19 protein-coding genes are annotated in these 19,225 nt (G+C 71.7%); 11 read left to right on the top strand and 8 right to left on the bottom strand.

Annotation, left to right across the window (positions count from 1 at the left end; translation table 11 throughout):
• Positions 1–14: 14 nt before the first annotated feature.
• Positions 15–656: a Tat pathway signal sequence domain protein gene (locus ACFY9S_RS18070; RefSeq protein WP_391129210.1), complete on the bottom strand. Its 642-nt coding sequence runs from the start codon at positions 654–656 to the stop codon at positions 15–17.
• 643 nt (positions 657–1,299) lie between these two features.
• Between ACFY9S_RS18070 and ACFY9S_RS18065 the strand changes: the two genes are divergently transcribed.
• The 8 genes from ACFY9S_RS18065 to ACFY9S_RS18030 all read left to right on the top strand — a co-directional run bounded on the left by ACFY9S_RS18065 (position 1,300) and on the right by ACFY9S_RS18030 (position 8,565).
• Positions 1,300–1,971: a DUF6230 family protein gene (locus ACFY9S_RS18065; RefSeq protein ID WP_391129208.1), complete on the top strand. Its 672-nt coding sequence runs from the start codon at positions 1,300–1,302 to the stop codon at positions 1,969–1,971.
• Entirely contained in the window at positions 1,971–2,417 is a 447-nt protein-coding gene (locus tag ACFY9S_RS18060; protein WP_180989868.1) for a DUF6114 domain-containing protein, read from the top strand. Before ACFY9S_RS18065 ends, ACFY9S_RS18060 begins: the two co-directional genes overlap by 1 nt.
• A gap of 161 nt (positions 2,418–2,578) precedes the next feature.
• Complete coding sequence (locus tag ACFY9S_RS18055; protein ID WP_391129205.1) at positions 2,579–3,394, top strand: SAM-dependent methyltransferase; 816 nt, start codon at positions 2,579–2,581, stop codon at positions 3,392–3,394.
• A 202-nt stretch (positions 3,395–3,596) separates the two neighbouring features.
• Entirely contained in the window at positions 3,597–4,601 is a 1,005-nt protein-coding gene (locus ACFY9S_RS18050) for a substrate-binding domain-containing protein (RefSeq protein WP_391129202.1), read from the top strand.
• Positions 4,602–4,793: 192 nt separating this feature from the next.
• Positions 4,794–7,187 carry a nitrate- and nitrite sensing domain-containing protein gene (locus tag ACFY9S_RS18045; protein ID WP_391129199.1) on the top strand — a complete coding sequence of 798 codons (2,394 nt, stop codon included), beginning with the start codon at positions 4,794–4,796 and terminating at the stop codon, positions 7,185–7,187.
• A 14-nt stretch (positions 7,188–7,201) separates the two neighbouring features.
• Complete coding sequence (locus tag ACFY9S_RS18040; RefSeq protein ID WP_391129196.1) at positions 7,202–7,633, top strand: roadblock/LC7 domain-containing protein; 432 nt, start codon at positions 7,202–7,204, stop codon at positions 7,631–7,633.
• Position 7,634: 1 nt separating this feature from the next.
• Positions 7,635–7,994 (top strand): DUF742 domain-containing protein, encoded by a 360-nt coding sequence (locus tag ACFY9S_RS18035; protein ID WP_391129193.1) that lies wholly within the window; start codon positions 7,635–7,637, stop codon positions 7,992–7,994.
• Positions 7,981–8,565 carry an ATP/GTP-binding protein gene (locus ACFY9S_RS18030; protein ID WP_102910922.1) on the top strand — a complete coding sequence of 195 codons (585 nt, stop codon included), beginning with the start codon at positions 7,981–7,983 and terminating at the stop codon, positions 8,563–8,565. The genes ACFY9S_RS18035 and ACFY9S_RS18030 overlap by 14 nt, the downstream gene beginning before the upstream one ends.
• A gap of 105 nt (positions 8,566–8,670) precedes the next feature.
• On the opposite strand, the gene ACFY9S_RS18025 is transcribed toward ACFY9S_RS18030, so the two are convergent.
• The 6 genes from ACFY9S_RS18025 to ACFY9S_RS18000 all read right to left on the bottom strand — a co-directional run bounded on the left by ACFY9S_RS18025 (position 8,671) and on the right by ACFY9S_RS18000 (position 14,425).
• Complete coding sequence (locus tag ACFY9S_RS18025) at positions 8,671–9,627, bottom strand: glycine betaine ABC transporter substrate-binding protein (protein ID WP_391129190.1); 957 nt, start codon at positions 9,625–9,627, stop codon at positions 8,671–8,673.
• Between the two features lie 77 nt (positions 9,628–9,704).
• Positions 9,705–10,370 carry an ABC transporter permease subunit gene (locus tag ACFY9S_RS18020; protein ID WP_391129187.1) on the bottom strand — a complete coding sequence of 222 codons (666 nt, stop codon included), beginning with the start codon at positions 10,368–10,370 and terminating at the stop codon, positions 9,705–9,707.
• Positions 10,367–11,071, bottom strand: a complete 705-nt coding sequence (locus tag ACFY9S_RS18015; RefSeq protein ID WP_391129185.1) for an ABC transporter permease subunit — start codon at positions 11,069–11,071, stop codon at positions 10,367–10,369. The genes ACFY9S_RS18020 and ACFY9S_RS18015 overlap by 4 nt, the downstream gene beginning before the upstream one ends.
• Complete coding sequence (locus ACFY9S_RS18010) at positions 11,068–12,192, bottom strand: ATP-binding cassette domain-containing protein (RefSeq protein ID WP_391129583.1); 1,125 nt, start codon at positions 12,190–12,192, stop codon at positions 11,068–11,070. Before ACFY9S_RS18010 ends, ACFY9S_RS18015 begins: the two co-directional genes overlap by 4 nt.
• An 80-nt stretch (positions 12,193–12,272) precedes the next feature.
• Positions 12,273–13,730: an ATP-binding protein gene (locus ACFY9S_RS18005; RefSeq protein ID WP_391129182.1), complete on the bottom strand. Its 1,458-nt coding sequence runs from the start codon at positions 13,728–13,730 to the stop codon at positions 12,273–12,275.
• Complete coding sequence (locus tag ACFY9S_RS18000) at positions 13,727–14,425, bottom strand: response regulator transcription factor (RefSeq protein ID WP_102910934.1); 699 nt, start codon at positions 14,423–14,425, stop codon at positions 13,727–13,729. The genes ACFY9S_RS18005 and ACFY9S_RS18000 overlap by 4 nt, the downstream gene beginning before the upstream one ends.
• A gap of 206 nt (positions 14,426–14,631) precedes the next feature.
• Between ACFY9S_RS18000 and ACFY9S_RS17995 the strand changes: the two genes are divergently transcribed.
• From ACFY9S_RS17995 to ACFY9S_RS17985, 3 genes are read left to right on the top strand one after another with little or no spacing between them, the layout of a single operon-like run.
• On the top strand, positions 14,632–15,918 hold the full coding sequence (locus ACFY9S_RS17995; RefSeq protein WP_391129580.1) for a ferric reductase-like transmembrane domain-containing protein: 1,287 nt from the start codon (positions 14,632–14,634) through the stop codon (positions 15,916–15,918).
• A gap of 13 nt (positions 15,919–15,931) precedes the next feature.
• Entirely contained in the window at positions 15,932–16,342 is a 411-nt protein-coding gene (locus tag ACFY9S_RS17990; protein ID WP_391129179.1) for an FMN-binding protein, read from the top strand.
• 4 nt (positions 16,343–16,346) lie between these two features.
• Positions 16,347–17,171, top strand: a complete 825-nt coding sequence (locus ACFY9S_RS17985; RefSeq protein WP_391129176.1) for an FAD:protein FMN transferase — start codon at positions 16,347–16,349, stop codon at positions 17,169–17,171.
• Here ACFY9S_RS17985 and ACFY9S_RS17980 read toward each other — a convergent pair.
• The gene (locus ACFY9S_RS17980; RefSeq protein WP_391129172.1) at positions 17,149–19,203 is read right to left on the bottom strand and encodes a beta-galactosidase; all 2,055 of its coding nucleotides are present in this window, start codon (positions 19,201–19,203) and stop codon (positions 17,149–17,151) included. The genes ACFY9S_RS17985 and ACFY9S_RS17980 overlap by 23 nt on opposite strands.
• Positions 19,204–19,225 lie beyond the last annotated feature (22 nt).

Here is a 19,225-nt window from a genome sequence, read left to right as displayed (position 1 = left end):
ACCGTCGACCGCCCCTAGTTGACGACGACGGCCGCGCCCCCCTTGGTCACCGGGGCGTACTTGGCGGTGAAGTAGGCGTTGCTGAAGCACAGTGACGAGCCGGACACCTTGGTGAAGTGCTGGTTGGTGAAGGAGATGCTGTTGTCGGCATTGCTCGCCGTGCCGGTCAGGCCGGGGGTCCGGTAGACGCAGGTGATGGTGCCGAGCAGGGTGCGGAGCTTGACCGTGGACTGGACGGCGGAGCCCTCGGCCGGAGTCACGGAGACGGTGCCGTCGGAGGACACGCTGGTGGTGTAGGGCAGGTTGTCGACGGTGATGCCGCTGACGCCGAGCACCCCGATGACGTTGGCGGTGCAGCCACTGGTGTCGAAGCTGTGCGAGGTCAGGGACTCGGTGGCGGTGCCGGGGGCGGCCGGGTTGTCGGTGACGGCGGCGGAGAACGCCGACTTGGTGCAGGAGATGCCGCTGGTGCCGGTCGCGCTGGAGTAGAAGGTGGCGGCGGTGCCGTCGGCCAGGGACGCGTCGAGGACGTCGCCGACCGCGACGGCCGCTCCGTCGGCGGTGGTCAGAACGGGGGTGTCGGCCGCGGAGGCGGGGGCGGCGAGGCCCAGGGCGGCGACGGCGGCGGTGAGGGTGAGGAGGGTGCGCGTACGCATGCGGGTGTACCTCTTTCCATAGCGGGGGGGGGTGAGCGGTGGGGGTGGGCCGGGCGTCCGCCGTTGCCTGCCCGTCACGCCTTCTCCGTACGTGACGGGCCGGCAACGGCAGGCCGGCCACCGGCCGGAGGTTCACACGGGAAGGGACCTCCGGCCGGGCCGGGCGGGGGGTGGCTGGTGACACGGCTCCGGAGGAAGCGGCCGTGCCGTGGCGGGGGGGGGACTCGGGCGAGGGAAAGCCCGTGCGGACGCACCGGGCGACGAGATGCCCTGACGGGACGAGCGGGTCCGGGACACACGGACGTGCCGCGTTGCGGATCCGGCGCCACGGATCCGGTGGGACGAGGAGAGTTGTAGACCCGCCCCTCCGTCAACGTCAAGGCTTTGCAAGGGAGTTGTGCGTACGGTGAGCCTTTCGGGAAACCGGTGACTCACCCGCGACGCACAATCACCACTCTTTGTTCACACTTCCCTTGACCCTTCATGTAACCCCCGGTAACTTCCTCGACGGCTACTGCGGCGTAACGAGAAAGCCCTTGCAACCCGCCGGGAGTTGCGGGAGACGTGCGCACGCGGTCGGTGTCCGCGCCAGGGCAACCTGCCACCGAAGTCCGATCCGCACCGACATGCACCTGGAGCAGACATGACCTCCTCCGCCGAGCACACCCCCGAAAGACCGGACGGCGCCGCCGCCCCGGACGTCAGTGACGCCCCCGCACGACGCGGGCGGGTCCGGGCGCGCCGGGCCGCGGTGATGGCGGTGCCGGCCACCCTGGTCGCCGCGGGCCTGGCGGTCCTCACCGCCGAAGGGGCCCTGGGCGTGCAGTTCGCCATCTCCGGCATGCCCTTCACGGTCACCGCGACCGAACTGGACGGCACCGGCTTCGCACAGTTCGGCGGCCTGGACGAGATGGCCGAGGGCAGCCCCAACGCGGGTGAGACCGGCGGCCAGGTGCTGGTCGTCACGTCCGTGATCAAGAACGCTACGCTCACCAAGCTCTGCCAGAGCGTGGACCTGGGCGGCACCAACCTGGTCATCAGGGCGGGTGAGGGCTCGCAGAAGGTGCGCGCCAGCGATCTGACGACCGACTCGACCGAGCTGACCGGCGACGCCGCCTTCACCAACATCGAGATCGGCAACGACGCCAGCACCCTGAACAAGGCCGGCCCGAAGGGCCGTGGGCCGATCGGCGTGTTCAGCCAGCAGTCCGACACCGTGCACATCGCCAACCTGCGGCAGACCAACTACGCCACCACAGCCGGTGTGTTCAAGCTGCCTGGCCTGAAGCTGGGCTTCAGCGGATCGGGTTGCTGATGCCGCGCGGCCCGCGCGAGGGAGTCCGGCCCGCCTTCAGGCAGTGGCGGGCCGGCCGCCCGTTCTGGGGCGGGCTGCTGCTCGCCCTGGGCGGGGCGGAGGTCCTGCTCACCCTGAAGGCGTCGCTGGACGTCATCCTGCACGTCGGCATGCAGGGCCTGGCCGGCTACCTGCTCCCGGTCGTGATGCTGCTGTGCGGCGTGCTGATCCTCTTCAACCCCACCCAGCGCCTGTTCTACTCGGTCATCGGCGTCCTGGTCTCCCTGGGCACCTGGATGACCTCCAACCTGGGCGGCTTCTTCGTCGGCCTGCTCCTGGGCGTGACCGGCAGCTGCCTCGCCTTCGGCTGGCTCCCGGACCAGGAACCCCGTGTCAGCCGCAGACGGCGCCGGAAGCAGGCCCGGGCAGCCGAGAACCTGCCCCCGACGCCGGCGCGGCAGTCCTAGCACGCTCTGCGAACGTGCCCGTCCGCGCGACGCCGCGCTCGCGACGGGCCCCAGGACCACCGGAGCAAGCGGTTCCTTCCCTCGCGGGGCCAGGAGTGGTGGAATCACGTGCGGCGGCCAACTGCTGCCTTCTGCAGAACAGTTGAGCACCGGGAGGCCAGATGACGGAGCACCGCGTCGACACCGGGAGCGCGCACTCCGCGCGGATCTACGACTACATCCTCGGCGGCGACGACCACTACCCGGCCGACCGGGAGGCGGGCGACGCCATGTGCCGCGAGTGGCCGGCCCTGCCCGTCCACATGCGGGCCAACCGCGACTTCATGCACCGGGCCGTGCGCCATCTGGCCCGGGAGGCGGGGATCCGCCAGTTCCTCGACATCGGCACCGGCATCCCGACCTCCCCCAACCTGCACGAGATCGCCCAGGAGGCGGCCCCCGGGGCGCGGGTCGTCTACGTCGACAACGACCCGCTCGTCCTCGCCCTGTCGCGGGGGCTGCTGTCCGGCACGCCGGAGGGCAGGACGGCGTACGTGGAGGCGGACATGCGCGATCCGGCGGCCATCCTCGACGCCCAGGGGTTCCGGGAGACGCTCGACCTGTCGGAGCCGGTCGCGCTGACGGTGATCGCGATCGTGCACTTCATGCTCGACGAGCACGACGCCGTCGGTATCGTCCGCCGGCTCCTCGAACCGCTGCCGTCCGGCAGCTGTCTGGCGATGTCGGTCGGCACCGCCGACTTCGCCCCGGACGAAGTCGGCCGGGTCGCCCGGGAGTACGCGGCCCGGGGCATGCCGATGAGGCTGCGCACCCATGCGGAGGCGGCGCAGTTCTTCGAGGGTCTCGACCTCGTGGAACCGGGCGTGGTCCAGGTCCACAAGTGGCGTCCGAACCGCACGGACGGTATGGAAAGCGGAGGTGGGAGCATCCGCGACGAGGACATCGCGATGTACGGGGCGGTGGCGCACAAGCCGTAACCGGAATGCCGCTGTTCGACGGGTCGGACAGATCATCACGATGCGGCAGCATCAACTCACGGCATGTGGCCGCTCACTTGACGACCAGTGGTCACACACGGTTGGCTCCGGGCCAGCGAGAGTCATCAGGCCGCTGCACACTCGGCGGCCGCACGCACTCTCACCCTGCTCTTGCTCGGCCGCACAGCGAGGTCCGCCCCTCATGAACCTTCCTCCCCCGCCACACACTTCCGTGAGACGCACGCGTGCCGCCGCCCTGGCGTCCGCCCTGTGTCTGCTGGTGTCCGGCTGCTCCGTCCTCGGCGGGGCCGGCGACGAGCAGGACGCGGCGGCCGGAGCCGGCGACGGGATGAAGGTCACCCTGGTGACACACGGCGGCAAGGGCGACGCCTTCTGGGACCTGGTGCGCAGGGGCGCCGAGGCGGCGGCCGCCAAGGACGGCATCGACCTGACCTACGCCAGCGACGCGGACCCGGCCGCGCAGGCCGATCTGGTGCGGGACGCGGTGCGCGCCGAGGCCGACGGCATCGCGGTGACGCTGGCCAAGCCGGCGGCCATGCGCGGCCCGGTCGCCCAGGCCAAGGCGGCAGGCATCCCCGTCGTCGGGCTCAACTCCGGCATCGACGCCTGGCGGCCGACCGGGCTCCTGCAGTACTTCGGCCAGGACGAGTCCGTCGCGGGCCGGGCCGTAGGCGACAAGCTGGACGGCCTCAAGGCCGAGCACGCCCTGTGCGTGGTGCACGAGCGGGGCAACGTCGCGCTGGAGGCCCGCTGCGCGGGTGTGCGCAAGACCTTCCGGGGCGACACCGACAACCTGTACGTGGACGGCACCGATCTGGACGCGGTGACCGCCACGATCGCCTCCCGGCTGCGGCAGGACTCGAGCATCGACGAGGTCGTCACCAACAGCGCCCAGGCCGCGCTGAGCGCGGTCAAGGCGGTGCGGCAGTCCGGAAGCCGGGCCGAGGTCGCCACCTTCGACTTGAACAAGGACCTGGTCAGGGCGGTCAAGGACGGCGAGGTGCAGTTCGCCGTGGACCAGCAGCCGTATCTGCAGGGCTACCTCGCGGTGGACGCCCTGTGGCTGTACCGGACCAACGGCAACGTCAGCGGTGGCGGGACGGCCCCGGTGCTGACCGGCCCCGCCTTCGTGACGAGGTCGAACGTGGCCACCGTGGCACGGTTCGCGGCCGCCGGGACCCGGTGACCGGGCACATCCTGTGACGGAGTCGCCAAAGATTCGGTCAGGCCGGGCCCGCACACCCACTTGTACGGATAACATCCAGCACATCCCATGTGCCGTGCCCGGGACGGCACCACCCCCGCGCCCGTACCCCACTCCCCCCCGACCGCTCCGCCTCCCCGTTCCTCACTCCCCGCTGAACGCCCTAGGACGACGATGCCTCGACGGACAGGTGCCCGGCGCCGCCTCGGTTCCATACGCCTCTCCCTGGTGCTCCTGGCCCTGGTGCCCAGCGTCACCCTCGCCACCATGTGGGGCGTCACGACGATCCAGATGTTCTCGGAGGGACTCAGGCTGCGCGACCAGACGGAGCTCAGCCGGTCGACCGGCGCCATGGGCACCGACGCGACGCTCGCGCTGCAGCGGGAGCGTCAGCTGTCGGCCGCCTGGATGGCCTCGCCGACGGGCTCCAGGGCCGCCCTCGACGCACAGCGCGAGGAGACCGACAAGGCGGTCGCCAAGCTGGTGGGGCAGGCGGACGCGATCGAGAAGGCGCCCTCCCGCATATCCGACCGGCTGTACTCGGTGCTGGGCTCGGTGGGCAGCCTGGAGTACTACCGGGACCAGGTGGACGACCCGACCGACATCACCCCGCAGCAGGCGCTGGACCAGTACTCCTCGATCATCGACGACCAGATCCACGCCTTCCAGGAGCTGTCCCAGGTCGACGACGGCGACCTCACCTCGCAGGCGGGCCCCCTGGTCGGTCTGGAGCACGCGGCGGAGCTGGTCTCCCGGGAGGACGCGCAGCTGACCCTGGCCTGGCCCACCGGGCATCTGGACGACGAGACGTGGACGCAGTTCACGGAGCTGGTGAACACCCGGCGCTGGCTGGTCAAGGACCAGGTCCTGCCACAGCTGACGGGCAGCGCCAAGGCGCAGACCGAGCGGATCCTGGCGAGCCGGGACTGGCAGACACTGCAGGCCGTCGAGGACCAGGTGCTGGCGTCGCGCAACGCGGGCGCCGCCTCCGACCGGATCGCCCTGCCGGACGCGCAACAGCGGTGGTCCCGCGCCATGGACACGTTGTCCGAGCAGTACGAGGGCCTCATCCAGCAGCAGACGGCGGGGCTGTTGCAGCGCAGTGCCGACAAATCGGACGCCCTGCTGCTCAAGGCGGCGCTGCTGAGCGCCGGCGGACTGCTCGCTCTGCTGGTGTGCGTCGGCATGTCGTGGCGGATCACCCGCTCGCTGTCCCGGCGGCTGCGCGGCCTGCGCCGGGCCGCCGTCAGCCTCGCGCAGGAGCGGCTGCCCGACGTGGTGGCGCGGCTGGAGCGGGGCGAGACGGTCGACCCGGAGTCGGCGACGACCGAGCTGGACTACGGCCACGACGAACTCGGCCAGGTGGCCCGGGCGTTCAACACCGCCCAGCGCACGGCCGTGCACACCGCGGTCGAACTCGCCGACACCCGGCGCGGGTTCCAGAAGATCATTCTGGGCATCGCGCGGCAGAGCCAGAACCTGGTCAACCTCCAGCTGAGCAAGCTCGACACGCTGGAGCGCGAGCACACCGACCCCGACATCCTCAAGGGCCTGTACGAACTGGATTCCACGGCCAGCCAGTTGCGCCGCTACGAGGAGAACCTCGTCATCGTCAGCGGTGAACGGCCCGGCCGCAGCTGGGCCGAGCCGGTCGCGCTGATGGACATCCTGCGCAGCGCGGTCGGGGAGGTCGCCCAGTACCAGCGGGTGGAGGTGCTCACCGACGAGGAGGTGTTCGTCGCGCCGCCCGCGGTGGCCGACGTCATCCATCTGCTGGCCGAGCTCATCGACAACGCGACCGCGTACTCCCCCGCCCCGAGCCCCGTGACGGTGCGTGCGGGGATGGTGGCCAAGGGCCTGGCCGTCGAGGTGGAGGACCGCGGCCTCGGCATGTCGGAGGAGGACTACACGTCCTTCAACGAACAGCTGGCGGTGCCGCCGCAGTTCGACGTGGTGGCGCTCGCCGACGACCTGCGCCTCGGCATGTTCGTGATCGCCCAGCTGGCCCACCGGCACGGCATCGCCGTCACCCTGCGCTCGTCACCGTACGGCGGGACCACGGCGATCGTGCTGATACCGCACGAGATCGTGGTGCGGGAGGCTCCCGGCGACGGTGTGAAGGACGGCGCCGCCCCGCAGGGCGAGAAGGCGGCGGTGGACGGACGAGGTTCGACGGACGTCGAGCGGAGTGAGGCGCCCCGGGGAGCGGAACACGGCGCCGCGCCCGATCCCGAGCCCCGGCCTCTGGTCACGGCCCGCACCGCCTCCGCCGCCCCCTCCGCCGCCCGTGAGACCGTCCCCCGGCGGGACGGGCTCACGCCACTCCCTCGCAGGGTGCCGCAGACCAGCCTGGTGGAGGAGTTGCGCGAGGAGTCCGCGCCCGCCGGTGACGACGGCTCCCTCGACGACTTCACCGCCGAGGCCGCCGCCTCCTCGCTGGCCGGTTTCCAGCGCGGCACGCTCCGGGCCCGTGACGACGACGCCGAGCCGCCCCTCGACGAGAAGGCGGCCGCGGTACCCCGGCAGGCCGCCGGTCCCGTCCCCTCGACTCCGCCCGCCGACCGCTGACGAAGGACACCGCAATGACACGCCCCATTCCCGCCACGCACACCCAGCTCGACCAGCTGCTGACCGGACTCGTGGAGCGGGTCGCCGACGTGAACCAGGCCGTGGTGCTCTCCGAGGACGGCCTGGTGGTCAGCAAGTCCACCGGGTTCCTGCGGGACGACGCCGAGCGGCTCGCGGCGACCGCCTCCGGGCTGATGAGCCTCAGCAAGGGCGTCAGCATGGACTTCCGAGGCGGTCCGGTGCGCCAGGCCCTCATCGAGATGGCCAACAGCTATCTGATCCTGACCTCCGCCGGTCCCGGTGCGCATCTGGTCGTGCTGACCGGGCCGGGTGCGGACGTCGGGGTGGTGGCGTACCAGATGAACATGCTGGTGAAGAAGATCGGCGAGCACCTCAGCGCGGCACCGCGGGGCATGGCCGGGCTCGTCGTCGATCCCGGCGTGTGAGGTGACCGTAGGTGATTCGGCGGGCCGGCTCGTCCGGCTGTTCGCTCTGACCGGGGGCCGGACCCGCCCCAGCCGCGCCGACTTCACGCTCATCTCGACGGTCACGGCGGTCGATCCGCAGCCCGCCACGGCGGCCCGGTGCCAGCCCGAGCAGACCCGGATCCTCCGGCTGTGCGCCGAGCCGGTCGCCGTGGCGGAGCTGGCCGCCCGGCTCGACCTGCCGGTGAGTGTGGTCGTCATCCTGCTGTGCGACCTGCTGGAGGCGGGCCGGATCACCGTCCGCCCGCCGCGCCTCGTCTCCCGTACCACCCCGGACCTGGACCTGCTGCAGAAAGTGAGGGACGGCCTTGGCCGGCTCTGACCTTGCCCCTGACGCGTCTTCGGCACCCGACACGGTCAAGATCCTCATCGCCGGGGGCTTCGGCGTCGGCAAGACCACCCTGGTCGGGTCGGTCAGCGAGATCGTCCCGTTGCGCACCGAGGAACCCCTGACCATCGCCGGTCTGGACGTCGACGACCTCGACGGCATCGAGGAGAAGCGGGCCACCACCGTGGCCCTGGACTTCGGCCGGATCACCATCAGCCGGGAACTGGTGCTGTACCTGTTCGGCACACCGGGGCAGCAGCGGTTCTGGTTCATGTGGAACGACCTGGCGCTCGGCGCGCTCGGTGCCGTGGTCCTGGTCGACGTGCGCAGACCCGAGTGCAGCTTCGCCGCGATCGACTTCTTCGAGCGCCGGGGCATACCGTTCGTCGTCGGCGTCAACGGCTTCCACGGCGAACACCCGTACCCGCCCGAGGACATCCGGGAGGCGCTCGCGGTGCCGGAGCACGTGCGGGTACTGCTGTGCGACGCGCGGGACCGGGAGTCGTGCCGGGACGTGCTGATCGCCCTGATCGACCAGCTGATCGCCTCCGCGGTGCAGGCGTAGGGGCGTAGGGGCCGGCCGCCGGTGGGACCGGCCCGGGCTGTCGCGTGGCCCGGGCCCGGACCCGGGCCCGTGACCGTCTCCGTCAGGCCGTCAGTCTTCAGACCGTCAGTTGAGGCCCGCCGACTTCAGCCACGCCGTCGCCACGTCCAGCGGGTCCTTCTTCTCCAGCTGCACCTGCGCGTCCAGCTCCAGGAGCGTCTTGGTGTCCAGCTTGGCGGAGACCGCGTCGAGCGCGTCGACGCCCTTCTGGGAGAGGCCGTCCTTGTGGACCAGCGGGGTCACGTTCGCGAACCCGAAGAGGTTCTCCGGGTCCTTCAGGACGACGAACTTCTCCTTCACGATGGTGGGGTCCGTGGTGAAGATGTCGGCGGCCTGGACGGTGTTCCTGGTGAGCGCCGCCTGGGTCAGCGGGCCGCCCGCGTCGAGCGCCTTGAAGGACTTGAACTCCAGGCCGTACACGGACTTCAGGCCCTCCAGGCCCTGGTGCCGGGTCTGGAACTCGGGCGAACCGCCGATCACCAGGTCCGGGGCGGCCTCCTTGAGGTCCGCGAGGGTGGACGAGGAGGTGAGCTTGTACTTCTCGGCGGTCGCGGCGTTGACGGTCACCGAGTCCTTGTCCTCGGCGGGCGAGGACTCCAGCAGCGTCAGCTTCTTGTCGAGCTTGGCCTTGACGGCCTCGTTCACCGCCTCCGCGGACTTCTGCCGGGCCTTGGGGTCCAGGTAGGCGAGCAGCGAGCCGTTGTACTCGGGCAGCACGGTGACGGTGCCGTTCTTCATCAGGCCGTACGTCGTCTCGCGGCTGCCGATGTTGTGCTTGTAGGCGACCTTGATGCCCTTGGCCTTGAGCGCCTCGCCGTAGATGTCGGCGAGCAGGGTGCTCTCGGCGAAGTTGTTCGAGCCGACGACGACGGTGCCCGCCTCCGCCTTCTCCCCCGCCAGGGGGTCGTCGGAGGTGCCGCCGGACGAACAGCCCGCGAGCAGCGCCGCAGCGGCGGTGAGCGCGGCGGCCGCCGCGCCGGTGTGCCTCGTCCTGGACCGGCTGCTCTTCGCGGTAGAAGTCATCCACCGATCCAATCCAGCGGCTTCACGATCAGTCAAGGGACGCCTGGTCACGGTTTCCTACAGACGTCGCCAGGACGTCAGCGCCGGCGCACCCCCGGTGACACCGCCAGGCGGCCCACCGCCCAGAACAACGCCAGCGTGACCAGTGCCAGGACGGCCACGAGGGTGGCGCCGCCGACCACCTTCTCGTAGTTGCGCTGGTAGAGCCCGTCGACGATGTACCGGCCGAGGCCGCCCAGGCTGACGTAGGCGGCGATGGTGGCCGTCGAGACGATCTGGATGGCCGCCGAGCGCAGTCCGCTCAGGATCAGCGGCAGCGCGACCGGCAGTTCGACCTGGAAGAGGATCCGCGACTCGTGCATGCCCATGCCGCGGGCGGCGTCCACGGGGGACGGGTCGACGGTGCGGACGGCCTCGTAGGTGGTCACCAGGATCGGCGGCACGGCGAGGATGACCAGGGGAATCATCACGGGCAGCAGCCCGAAGCCCATCATGATGACGATCAGCACGAGCAGGCCGAAACTGGGCAGCGCGCGGGCCGCGGTGGCGATGAACGCCAGAGCGTTGCCGCCCCGCCCGGTGTGCCCGGTGAGCAGGCCGACGGGCAGGCCGATCGCGGCGGCGAGGGCCAGCGCCAGGGCGGAGTACTGGATGTGTTCGAGCAGGCGCTGCGGAATGCCGTCGTAACCGTGCCAGTGGGCGCTGTCGCTGAAGAAGGCGTTGACGAAGTTCAGTACGTTCACCGGGTCACGTCCTGGGGGGCGGGGCGTCGCTGCCGCACGCCGGTCTTCGGGCGCGTTCGGGTGCTCTTGGGCATCCACGGGGTCAGCGCGACGCGGAGCAGCACCAGCAGGGCGTCGCACAGGATGGCCAGGACGGCCGTCGTGATCACGGAGTTCACGGCCAGCTCGGGCCGGTCGTACTTCTGCGCGTCGGCGAGCAGGTTGCCGAGGGCGCCCTGGTTGCCGATGAGGGTGCCGACGCTGACCAGGGAGATGCTGGAGACGGTGGCGACCCTGAGCCCGGCGATGATGGCGGGCACGGCGATCGGCAACTGCACCTGGAGGTAGCGGCGTACGGGCCCGAAGCCCATGGCGGTGGCCGCGGCCAGGGTCTCCTGCGGCACGGACCGCACGCCGTCGACGATGGCCGGGACGAGTACCACCAGGCTGTACACGGCCAGCGGGATCATCACGGTCAGTTCGGTCTGGCCGGTGTAGTCGATGAGGACCACGAAGAAGGCGAGCGACGGGACGGCGTAGAGGATGGTGGTGGCGCCGAGCACGGGCGGGTAGAGCCAGCGGAACCGGACGCAGAGCTGGGCGAGCGGCAGGGCGAGCAGCAGGCCGGCCAGGACGGGCAGCAGGGCCTCGCGCAGGTGCAGTCCGATCAGGCCCTGGTAGCTGTGCTGGAGGTCGCTCGGGATGTCGAAGAAGCCGTTCACGAGGCGACCTTGGCCTCGTCGGCGTGACCGCCGGCGTGGGCGCTGCGGATCGCCTCGCCGATGGTCGCCTGCGAGACCACGCCGATCACGCGGCCGGTGTCGTCGACGGCCACGGCGTGGCCGGCCGGGGAGAGCACGGCGCTGTCGAGGGCGGTCCGCAGGGAGTCGCTGCCGGGGACGAAGGGCCGTCCGTGCGGGACGAGCCGGTCGGTCCTGATGTCACCGGCCGTCAGGCTGCGCCGCTCGCCCCAGCCGAGGGGACGGCCGTCGGCGTCGGTGATCAGGAGCCAGGGCTCGTCGGGGGCGGCGAGCTGCTCGGCGGTGGCGTCGGCCGGGAGCACCGGGCCGGTCGTCAGCGGGAGTTCGGCGGCGGGGAAGAACGACAGCCGCCGGATGCCTCGGTCGGCCCCGAGGAAGTCCTCGACGAAGGCGTCGGCGGGGTCGGACAGCAGCTCGGCCGGGGGTGCGTACTGGGCGAGGTGACCGCCCTCGCGCATCACGGCGACCATCGTGCCGAGTTTGATCGCCTCGTCGATGTCGTGGGTGACGAAGACGATGGTCTTGCCCAACTCGGCCTGGATGCGCAGCAGTTCGTCCTGGAGTCCCTTGCGCACCACCGGGTCGACCGCGGAGAACGGCTCGTCCATGAGCAGCACGGGCGGGTCGGCGGCGAGCGCCCGGGCCACGCCGACGCGCTGCTGCTGGCCGCCGGACAGCTGGTACGGGTACCGCTTGGCGAGGGCGGTGTCGAGGCCCACGCGTTCCATCAGCTCGGCCGCCCTGGCCCGGGCCTTCTGCTTGCCCCAGCCGAGCACGCGGGGCACGGTGGCGATGTTGTCGAGGATCGTGCGGTGCTGGAAGAGGCCGGCGTTCTGGATGACGTAACCCATGGAGCGGCGCAGGGTGGTGACGGGCCGGCGCTGGATGTCCTCGCCGTCGAGGAGGATGGTTCCCTCACTGGGTTCGACCATCCTGTTGATCATCCGCAGGGTGGTGGTCTTGCCGCAGCCCGAGGGTCCGACGAGGACGGTGATGGAGCGGTCGGGTATCTCCAGGGAGAGCCGGTCGACAGCCACCGTGCCGTCCGGATAGCGCTTGGTGACTGATTCGATCCGTATCAAGGCGCCGGAGCCCTTCGGGTTGGCGGTAGCGTTGGCCATGGTCGTACGGGCTGTTTCCGGACGAGTCTAGAGGGCGCCTGTCATCCGTCCGCGGGGCGTACGTCCCGCACGGGCAGGCGCACGGTGAACACCGTCGCTCCCGGTGCGCTGTTCAGCTCGATACGGCCGCCGTGGGCACGGACCAGGGACTGGGCGACCGCGAGGCCCAGGCCGCTGCCGCCGCGGTCGCGGCTGCGGGCCTTGTCGACGCGGTAGAAGCGGTCGAAGACGCGGGCCCGGTCGTCGGGCGGGATGCCGGGGCCGGTGTCGGCGACCCGCACCTCGGCGGCGCCGGGCAGGAGGGCGACCTCCACCGACACCTTCGTCCCGGCGGGGGTGTGCACCGCGGCGTTGGTCAGGAGGTTGTCGACGACCTGCCGGATGCGCAGCGGGTCCATCGGCAGCCGCACCGGCCCCGGACCCGCGAGGACGGTCAGCGGATGGCCGGGGCGGCCCGCGCGGAAGGCGTCCGCGGCCTGGCCCACCAGCTCCACCAGGTCGGCGTCCTGCATCCGCAGCGGCGCCTCCACCTCCGCCGCGTCCAGCCGGGCGAGCAGCAGCAGGTCGTCCAGGAGGATGCCCATGCGGGCGGCCTCGGCACGCAGCCGGGCGAGGTGCCGGTCGCGTTCCTCGGGGGCGTTGGCGGCGGCGTACTGGAACAGGTCGGCGTAGCCGCGCACCGACATCAGCGGGGTGCGCAGCTCGTGCGAGGCGTCGGCGACGAAGCGCCGCAGCCGCTGCTCGGCCTCGGCGCGCACGGCGAGGGAGTCGTCGATGTGCTCCAGCATCGTGTTGAAGGCGGTCCGCAGCTCGTCCACCTCCGGGCCGCCGTCCCGGCCGTCGGCGCGCAGCGGCAGCCGGGCCGCCGACTCGGTCAGGTCGTGCGAGGCGATGCCGTGCGCGGTGGACGCCATGTCGCTGAGCGGCTTCAGCCCGCGGCGCAGCATCCGGCGGCCGAAGACGACCAGCGCGAGCAGCGCGAGGGCGAAGGTGACGACCTGGATGGTGATGAGCTGCCCGACCGTGTCCTCGATGTCCTCCATGGGCGCGGCGCTCACCAGGATCACTCCGGGCTCGACCTCGCAGGCGCGCAGCCGGTAGGAGCCCGCGCCCCTGAGGTGCTCGGTGCGCAGCAGCTCCGTGTGGGCGGTGGTCTGCGCCGAGGCCAGGGCGGTGAAGTCGTCGACGTCCTTCGGCAGGTCGGCGGGGTCCTCGGGCCTGCGGAGCTCGGGCGGGCCGTCCGAGACGTCGTACACGGCGTAGAACCAGCTGTAGTACTTCTTGCCCGAGAGCGTGCCGTAGTCCGCGATGCTCTTGGACTGGGCGATCTGGGCCTGCGCGAGCTGGGTGTCGAGCTGGGCCGACAGGTAGTCGCGCATGTATGTGGTCAGGGCCGTGCCGACGACGGCGAACACGACCAGGGAGAGGGCGCCGAGGCCGAGAGCCATGCGGGTGCCCAGGCGCATTCCGCGGTAGGCCCGTCGCAGCCGGGCGATCACTCGGCGGCCTGCCGCAGCACGTATCCGAACCCGCGCACGGTGTGGATGAGCGGCGAGCCGCCGTCGTCGGTCTCGTCCAGCTTGCGGCGCAGCCGGCTGACGACCAGCTCGACGACGTTGGAGCGGCCGCCGAAGCCGTACTCCCACACGTGGTCGAGGATCTGCGCCTTGGTCAGCACGGTGGGCGACTTGCGCATGAGGTAGCGCAGCACCTCGTACTCGGTCGGGGTCAGCGACACCAGCCGCTCGCCGCGCCGGACCTCCCGGGTGTCCTCGTCCATGGTCAGGTCGCCGATCTGGAGCACGGACCGCTGGAAGGCGGGCCCGGCGCTGCGCCGCAGCACGGTCCGCAGCCGGGCCATCAGCTCCTCGACGGCGAACGGCTTGACCAGGTAGTCGTCGCCGCCCCTGGTCAGGCCCGCGACCCGGTCGGCGACGCCGTCGCGGGCGGTGAGGAACACCACCGGCACCATCGTGCCGGAGGCGCGCAGCCGGTCCAGGACGCCGAAGCCGTCCACGCCGGGCAGCATCAGGTCGAGCACCACGATGTCGGGGTGGAACTCGGCGGCCCGCCGCAGCGCGTCCTCGCCGGTGTATGCCGTGACCGCGTCCCAGCCCTCGTAGCGGGCGACGGTCGCGACGAGGTCGGCGATGGGCGGGTCGTCGTCGACGACGAGAAGTCGTACCTTTTCCACGACCTCATAGTGCTGCACGGGTCCCGTGCCGCCATAGCCGCCCGCCCTCCCGCGGCGGGATCGATAAAGACTTGAAAGTCGAGCGACAGCTTTCCGACAGCTCCCCCGCGCCAAGCTCGGTGTCCCAGGAGCCGATCAAGGAGCTGCCGACCGTGACGACCCTCCATCAACCCCCAGCGGCGACCCGCCGGGGCGTGCGGCCCCGAGTGGTGGGCCGCACCGGCCTGTACGCGGTGCTGCTGGCGAACGCGGTCGTGGTGGCCGTGTTCTTCGCGCAGGCCGGTTTCACCTCGAACGCGCTGATCGTGCTGGGCCGGCTGACCGGGCTGTACGCGGCGCTGCTGATGGCGTTCCAACTGCTGCTGGTGGCGCGGTTGCCCTGGTTCGACCGGCGGATCGGCATGGACCGGCTGACGTCCTGGCACCGCTGGACGGGCTTCTCGGTGCTGTGGCTGCTGCTGTCGCACGCGGTGTTCATCGTCCTCGGCTACGCGCAGGCCTCGTCCCTGGACCCGGTGAACCAGCTGGTGGACCTCGCCGGGACGGTCGAGGGCGTGCTGCGGGCGATCGTCGCGCTGGCGATCATCCTCGTGGTCGGGGCGGTGTCCGCCCGTTACGCCCGGCGCCGGCTGGCGTACGAGACCTGGCACTTCATCCACCTGTACACCTACGTGGCGGTGGTGCTGGCCTTCACGCACCAGGTCGCGGCGGGGACGACGTTCGCCTCGTCGTCCGTGGCGGAGGCCTACTGGTACGGCGTGTGGGGTGTGGCCCTCGCCTCGGTGTTCACGGGCCGGCTGGTGCTGCCGCTGTGGCGCAACCTCCGCCACCGGCTCCGGGTGACGGCCGTCGTCCCGGAGAACGCCCACGTCGTCTCGGTCTACATCACGGGCCGCGACCTGGACCGGCTGCCCGCCCGGGCCGGGCAGTTCTTCCTGTGGCGGTTCCTGACGAAGGACCGCTGGTGGCAGGCGAACCCGTTCTCCCTGTCGGCCGCCCCGGACGGCCGTACCCTGCGTCTGACCGCCAAGCGGGCCGGTGACGGCAGCGCCGCCCTGCGCCATCTGAAGGTCGGCACGCGCGTCTTCGCCGAGGGTCCCTACGGAGCCTTCACCACCCTGCACCGCACCCGGCCCGACGCCGTGCTCATCGCCGGCGGCGTCGGTGTCACGCCGATCCGGGCCCTGCTGGAGGAGCTGCACGGCCACGCGGTCGTGATCTACCGGGTGGCCACGGACCAGGACGCCGTGCTCTACGACGAACTGCGCGACCTCGCGCTCGCCAGGGGCGCCGAACTGCACCTGGTCACGGGCCCGTCCGTGCCCGACCGGCTGGCGCCCCGGGAGCTCGCCCGGCTGGTGCCCGACATCGCCGAGCGGGACGTCTACCTGTGCGGTCCCCCGCCCATGATGAACGCGGTGCTCGGCAGCCTGCGCGAGCTGGGCGTGCCGACGCCGCAGGTCCACTTCGAACGCTTCAGCCTGGCCGGATGACGAGGAGAGATTCGTGAAGCGAGCCATACCCGTCCTCGTTCTGAGCGTCGCGGGCCTGATCCCGCTCTGGCGCTACGCGCCCTCGCACGAGACCGGTTCGTCGCCGGCCCCAGCGCAGGCGGCGCCGGCGTCCACCCCCTCGGTCTCCTCGTCCGGCGGCACCACGACCACCGTCGTGTCGGGGTCCCTCGTCGACACCGAGAAGGGCCCGGTGCGGGTCGAGGTCACCTTCGACGGCGACGAGATCGCCTCGGTGCGGATGCTCCGGCAGCCGGACCACCCGCAGACCACGGCCGCCGTACCCCGGCTGATCGAGGAGACGCTCCAGGCGCAGAGCGCCGACATCGACACGGTGTCCGGCGCCACCGTCACCAGCGACGGCTACCGGGAGTCGCTCCAGGCCGCCATCGACGCGAAGGGCTGACGGCATGCGGCGCGTCGAGCACGTCATGGGGTTCCCGGTGTCGGTCCGGATCGACGACGAGGACTTCCCCGAGGCACCGGTGGACGCCCTGTTCGCCTGGCTGCGCGAGGTCGACACGCGGTTCAGCCCGTTCCGTCCGGACAGCGAGGTGTCCCGGCTGGAGCGGGGCGAGGTGAGCGAGCCGAGCCCGGGGCTCCGCGAGGTCCTGGACCTGTGCGAGGAGTACCGGATCGCGACCGGGGGCGCCTTCGACGCGCGCCTGCCCGGTCGCGGCCTCGACCCCTGCGCCGTGGTGAAGGGCTGGTCCGTGCAGAAGGGAGCGGAGCTGCTGAGAGCGGCCGGGGCGAGGCGGTTCTGTGTCAACGCGGGCGGCGACGTGGTCGCCTCCGGCGGGCCCTGGCGCGTCGGCGTGCGCCATCCCGAGCGGGCCGACCGGCTCTGCGCGGTCCTGGACGTCACGGACCGGGCCGTCGCGACCTCGGCCCGCTACGAACGCGGTGACCACCACATCCTCGACGGCCGCACCGGCCGCCCCGCGACAGGACTGCTCGGCATGACCGTCGTGGCCCCGACCCTGACGGAGGCGGACACGGTCGCGACGGCGGCGTTCGCACTCGGCGTGGAGGGCGTCGCGTGGGCGGCGGCCCGGGAGCACTGCGAGGTGTTCGCGGTGGACGCCGGGCGACGGGTGCTGCGCAGCGCGGGGTTCCCGGTGGCGGAGGGTCAGGCGCCGGGCAGGGCTTCCAGGAAGCCCGCCCGGCGAACAGGCGGCCCGACTCACCGGGTCCGGGGAGTGGCCGGCGGGGTTACTCCTCCCGCAGCACCTTGACGTCCCACGGTCCGAGCGGCACCGCGTCGGCGTACAGGGTGTCCGACAGCACGTCCCGCAGGGCCGTCGGCACCGGCACGGACACCTCGTCCCACGACCAGTTGTGCAGGAAGCGCACGCGGCGGCCGTCCCGTGCGGTCGCCGAAGTGGCCGTCACGCTCGGGTGGGCGGGGCGCCAGGCACCGTCCGGGGCGTACCGGTCGAACAGGGCGCGGGCGAGGACGGGGTCGGGCACGGTGCCGACGTAGGTGATGCGCCCGGCGCCGTGACGATGGGCCGTGGCGGCGGGCCAGCGGCCGAAGTGCGGGTGCTCGTACGCCGCCAGGGTCTCGGCGCCCCGCGGCGACAGCCCGTCCGCCCAGTGCAGGGCGTGCGCGCCGGGCGGAAGAGGGAGCTCGTCCGTGCCGGTGACGGGCAGGGGGACGCGCAGGTTGCTGAACTCGTCGTACGTCACCCCGGCCGCCTCGGCCAGTCGGCCCGGCTGGAGATCCGTGCGCGCCCGGGCCTCGGTGTCGCCGTAGCCGGTGCGCGGACCGAGGACGAGATGCCCGCCGGCCCCGGCGTAGGCGCGGAGCCGGTCGAGGACGGTGTCGTCGGCGGCGTAGTAGGCCGGGACGATCAGGAGGGGCGGCAGGTCCGCGTCCGGGAGCTGCCCGGGGTGCATGACGCGTGCCTGGAGCCCGGCGTCGAAGGCACCCCGGTAGTACGCGTCGAAGATCCTCTCGTACGACCGCCCGTCCGGGCCTCCGTCGGCACCGGCCAGCGGCGGCTGGCCCTGGAGCGCCCATTTGCTGGGGCCGTCGTAGAGGAAGGCGACGTCGGCGTCCGGGGTGAGGGCCGACACCAGATCACCGGCCTGCTCCAACTCCGCCCCGAGTGCGGCCAGTTCGCGGTAGACGCGGCCGGGGCGGCCGTTGTGCGGGAGGATGCCGCCCCAGTAGGTCTCGGTGCCGAAGTGCAGGGTGTGCCAGTGCCAGTACTCGATCATCGAGGCGCCCCTGGAGATCAGCGCCCAGGCCGCCTGCCGCCACTGCCCGTCGTAGGCGGGGCGGTTGTCCCAGGGCCCGCCGATGGCCTGCGCGTTGGTCTCGGTGACCAGGAACGGCTCCTGGCGTGAGGAGTACATGCGGTCGGCGCTGCGGTACAGCGCCCAGGTGCCGTTGGTCGTCCAGTCCTGCCCGCCGGCGCCCGTATCCGGCAGGGCGAGGGCGTCCTGCATCGTGTAGTACGGGTTGCCCGCGGTGACGTCGAGGTGCTCGGTGAGCTTGTCGTCCTCGACGCCCTGACGGTCGTAGGAGATGCACGTCGTGACGAACTGGCCGGGACGGGCGTACGCGCGCACGATGCCGGCCTGCCAGGCGATGAACTCGGTGGTGAGCCGGGCCTGGAAGCGCCGCCACGCGAGGTCGTACTGCGGCTGGGCGTTGCCGTCCGGGGTCCACAGGTCGGCCCAGGTGGACAGCCGGTGCGACCAATAGACCAGGCCCCACTCGCGGTTGAGGGTCTCCACGTCGCCGTACCGCTCGCGCAGTTCGTCGGTGAAGCGCTGGAAGACGCCGTGGTTGTGGAAGAGGTGCAGACCGGGTTCGTTGTCGACCTGCCAGCCGATGACGGCAGGGTGACCGGCGTACCGTTCGGCGACCTTGCGGATGATCCGTTCGGCGTGGAAGCGGAACGCCGGGTGCGTGAAGTCCACCTCCTGCCGGGCGCCCCAGCCGATGCGCTCGCCCGTGCGGGACTCCCCCGCGATCTCCGGGTACTGCCGGGCCAGCCAGGGCGGCACCGCGTACGTCGGCGTCCCGAGGATCACGGAGATGCCCCGCTCGTGGGCGCCGTCCAGGACCGGCTGGAGCCAGTCCAGGTCGAAACGCCCGTTCTCGGGCTCCCAGGTGGACCAGACGGACTCCCCGACCCGGATGACGGTGAAGCGGGCCTCGGCCATCAGGTCGAGGTCGTCCTTGAGGCGTTCGTACGGCTGGTACTCGTGGTAGTAGGCGGCACCGAACAGGACGCGCGGGGGCAGCTCGGGCATGCTTGTCCTCCAGGGGGTTGTC

This window comes from Streptomyces sp. NPDC012474, from assembly GCF_042955185.1.
Classification (GTDB): domain Bacteria; phylum Actinomycetota; class Actinomycetes; order Streptomycetales; family Streptomycetaceae; genus Streptomyces; species Streptomyces cahuitamycinicus.
The sequence above is the reverse complement of the archived record's forward strand: the minus strand, read 5'-3'. Positions and strand labels throughout refer to the sequence as shown.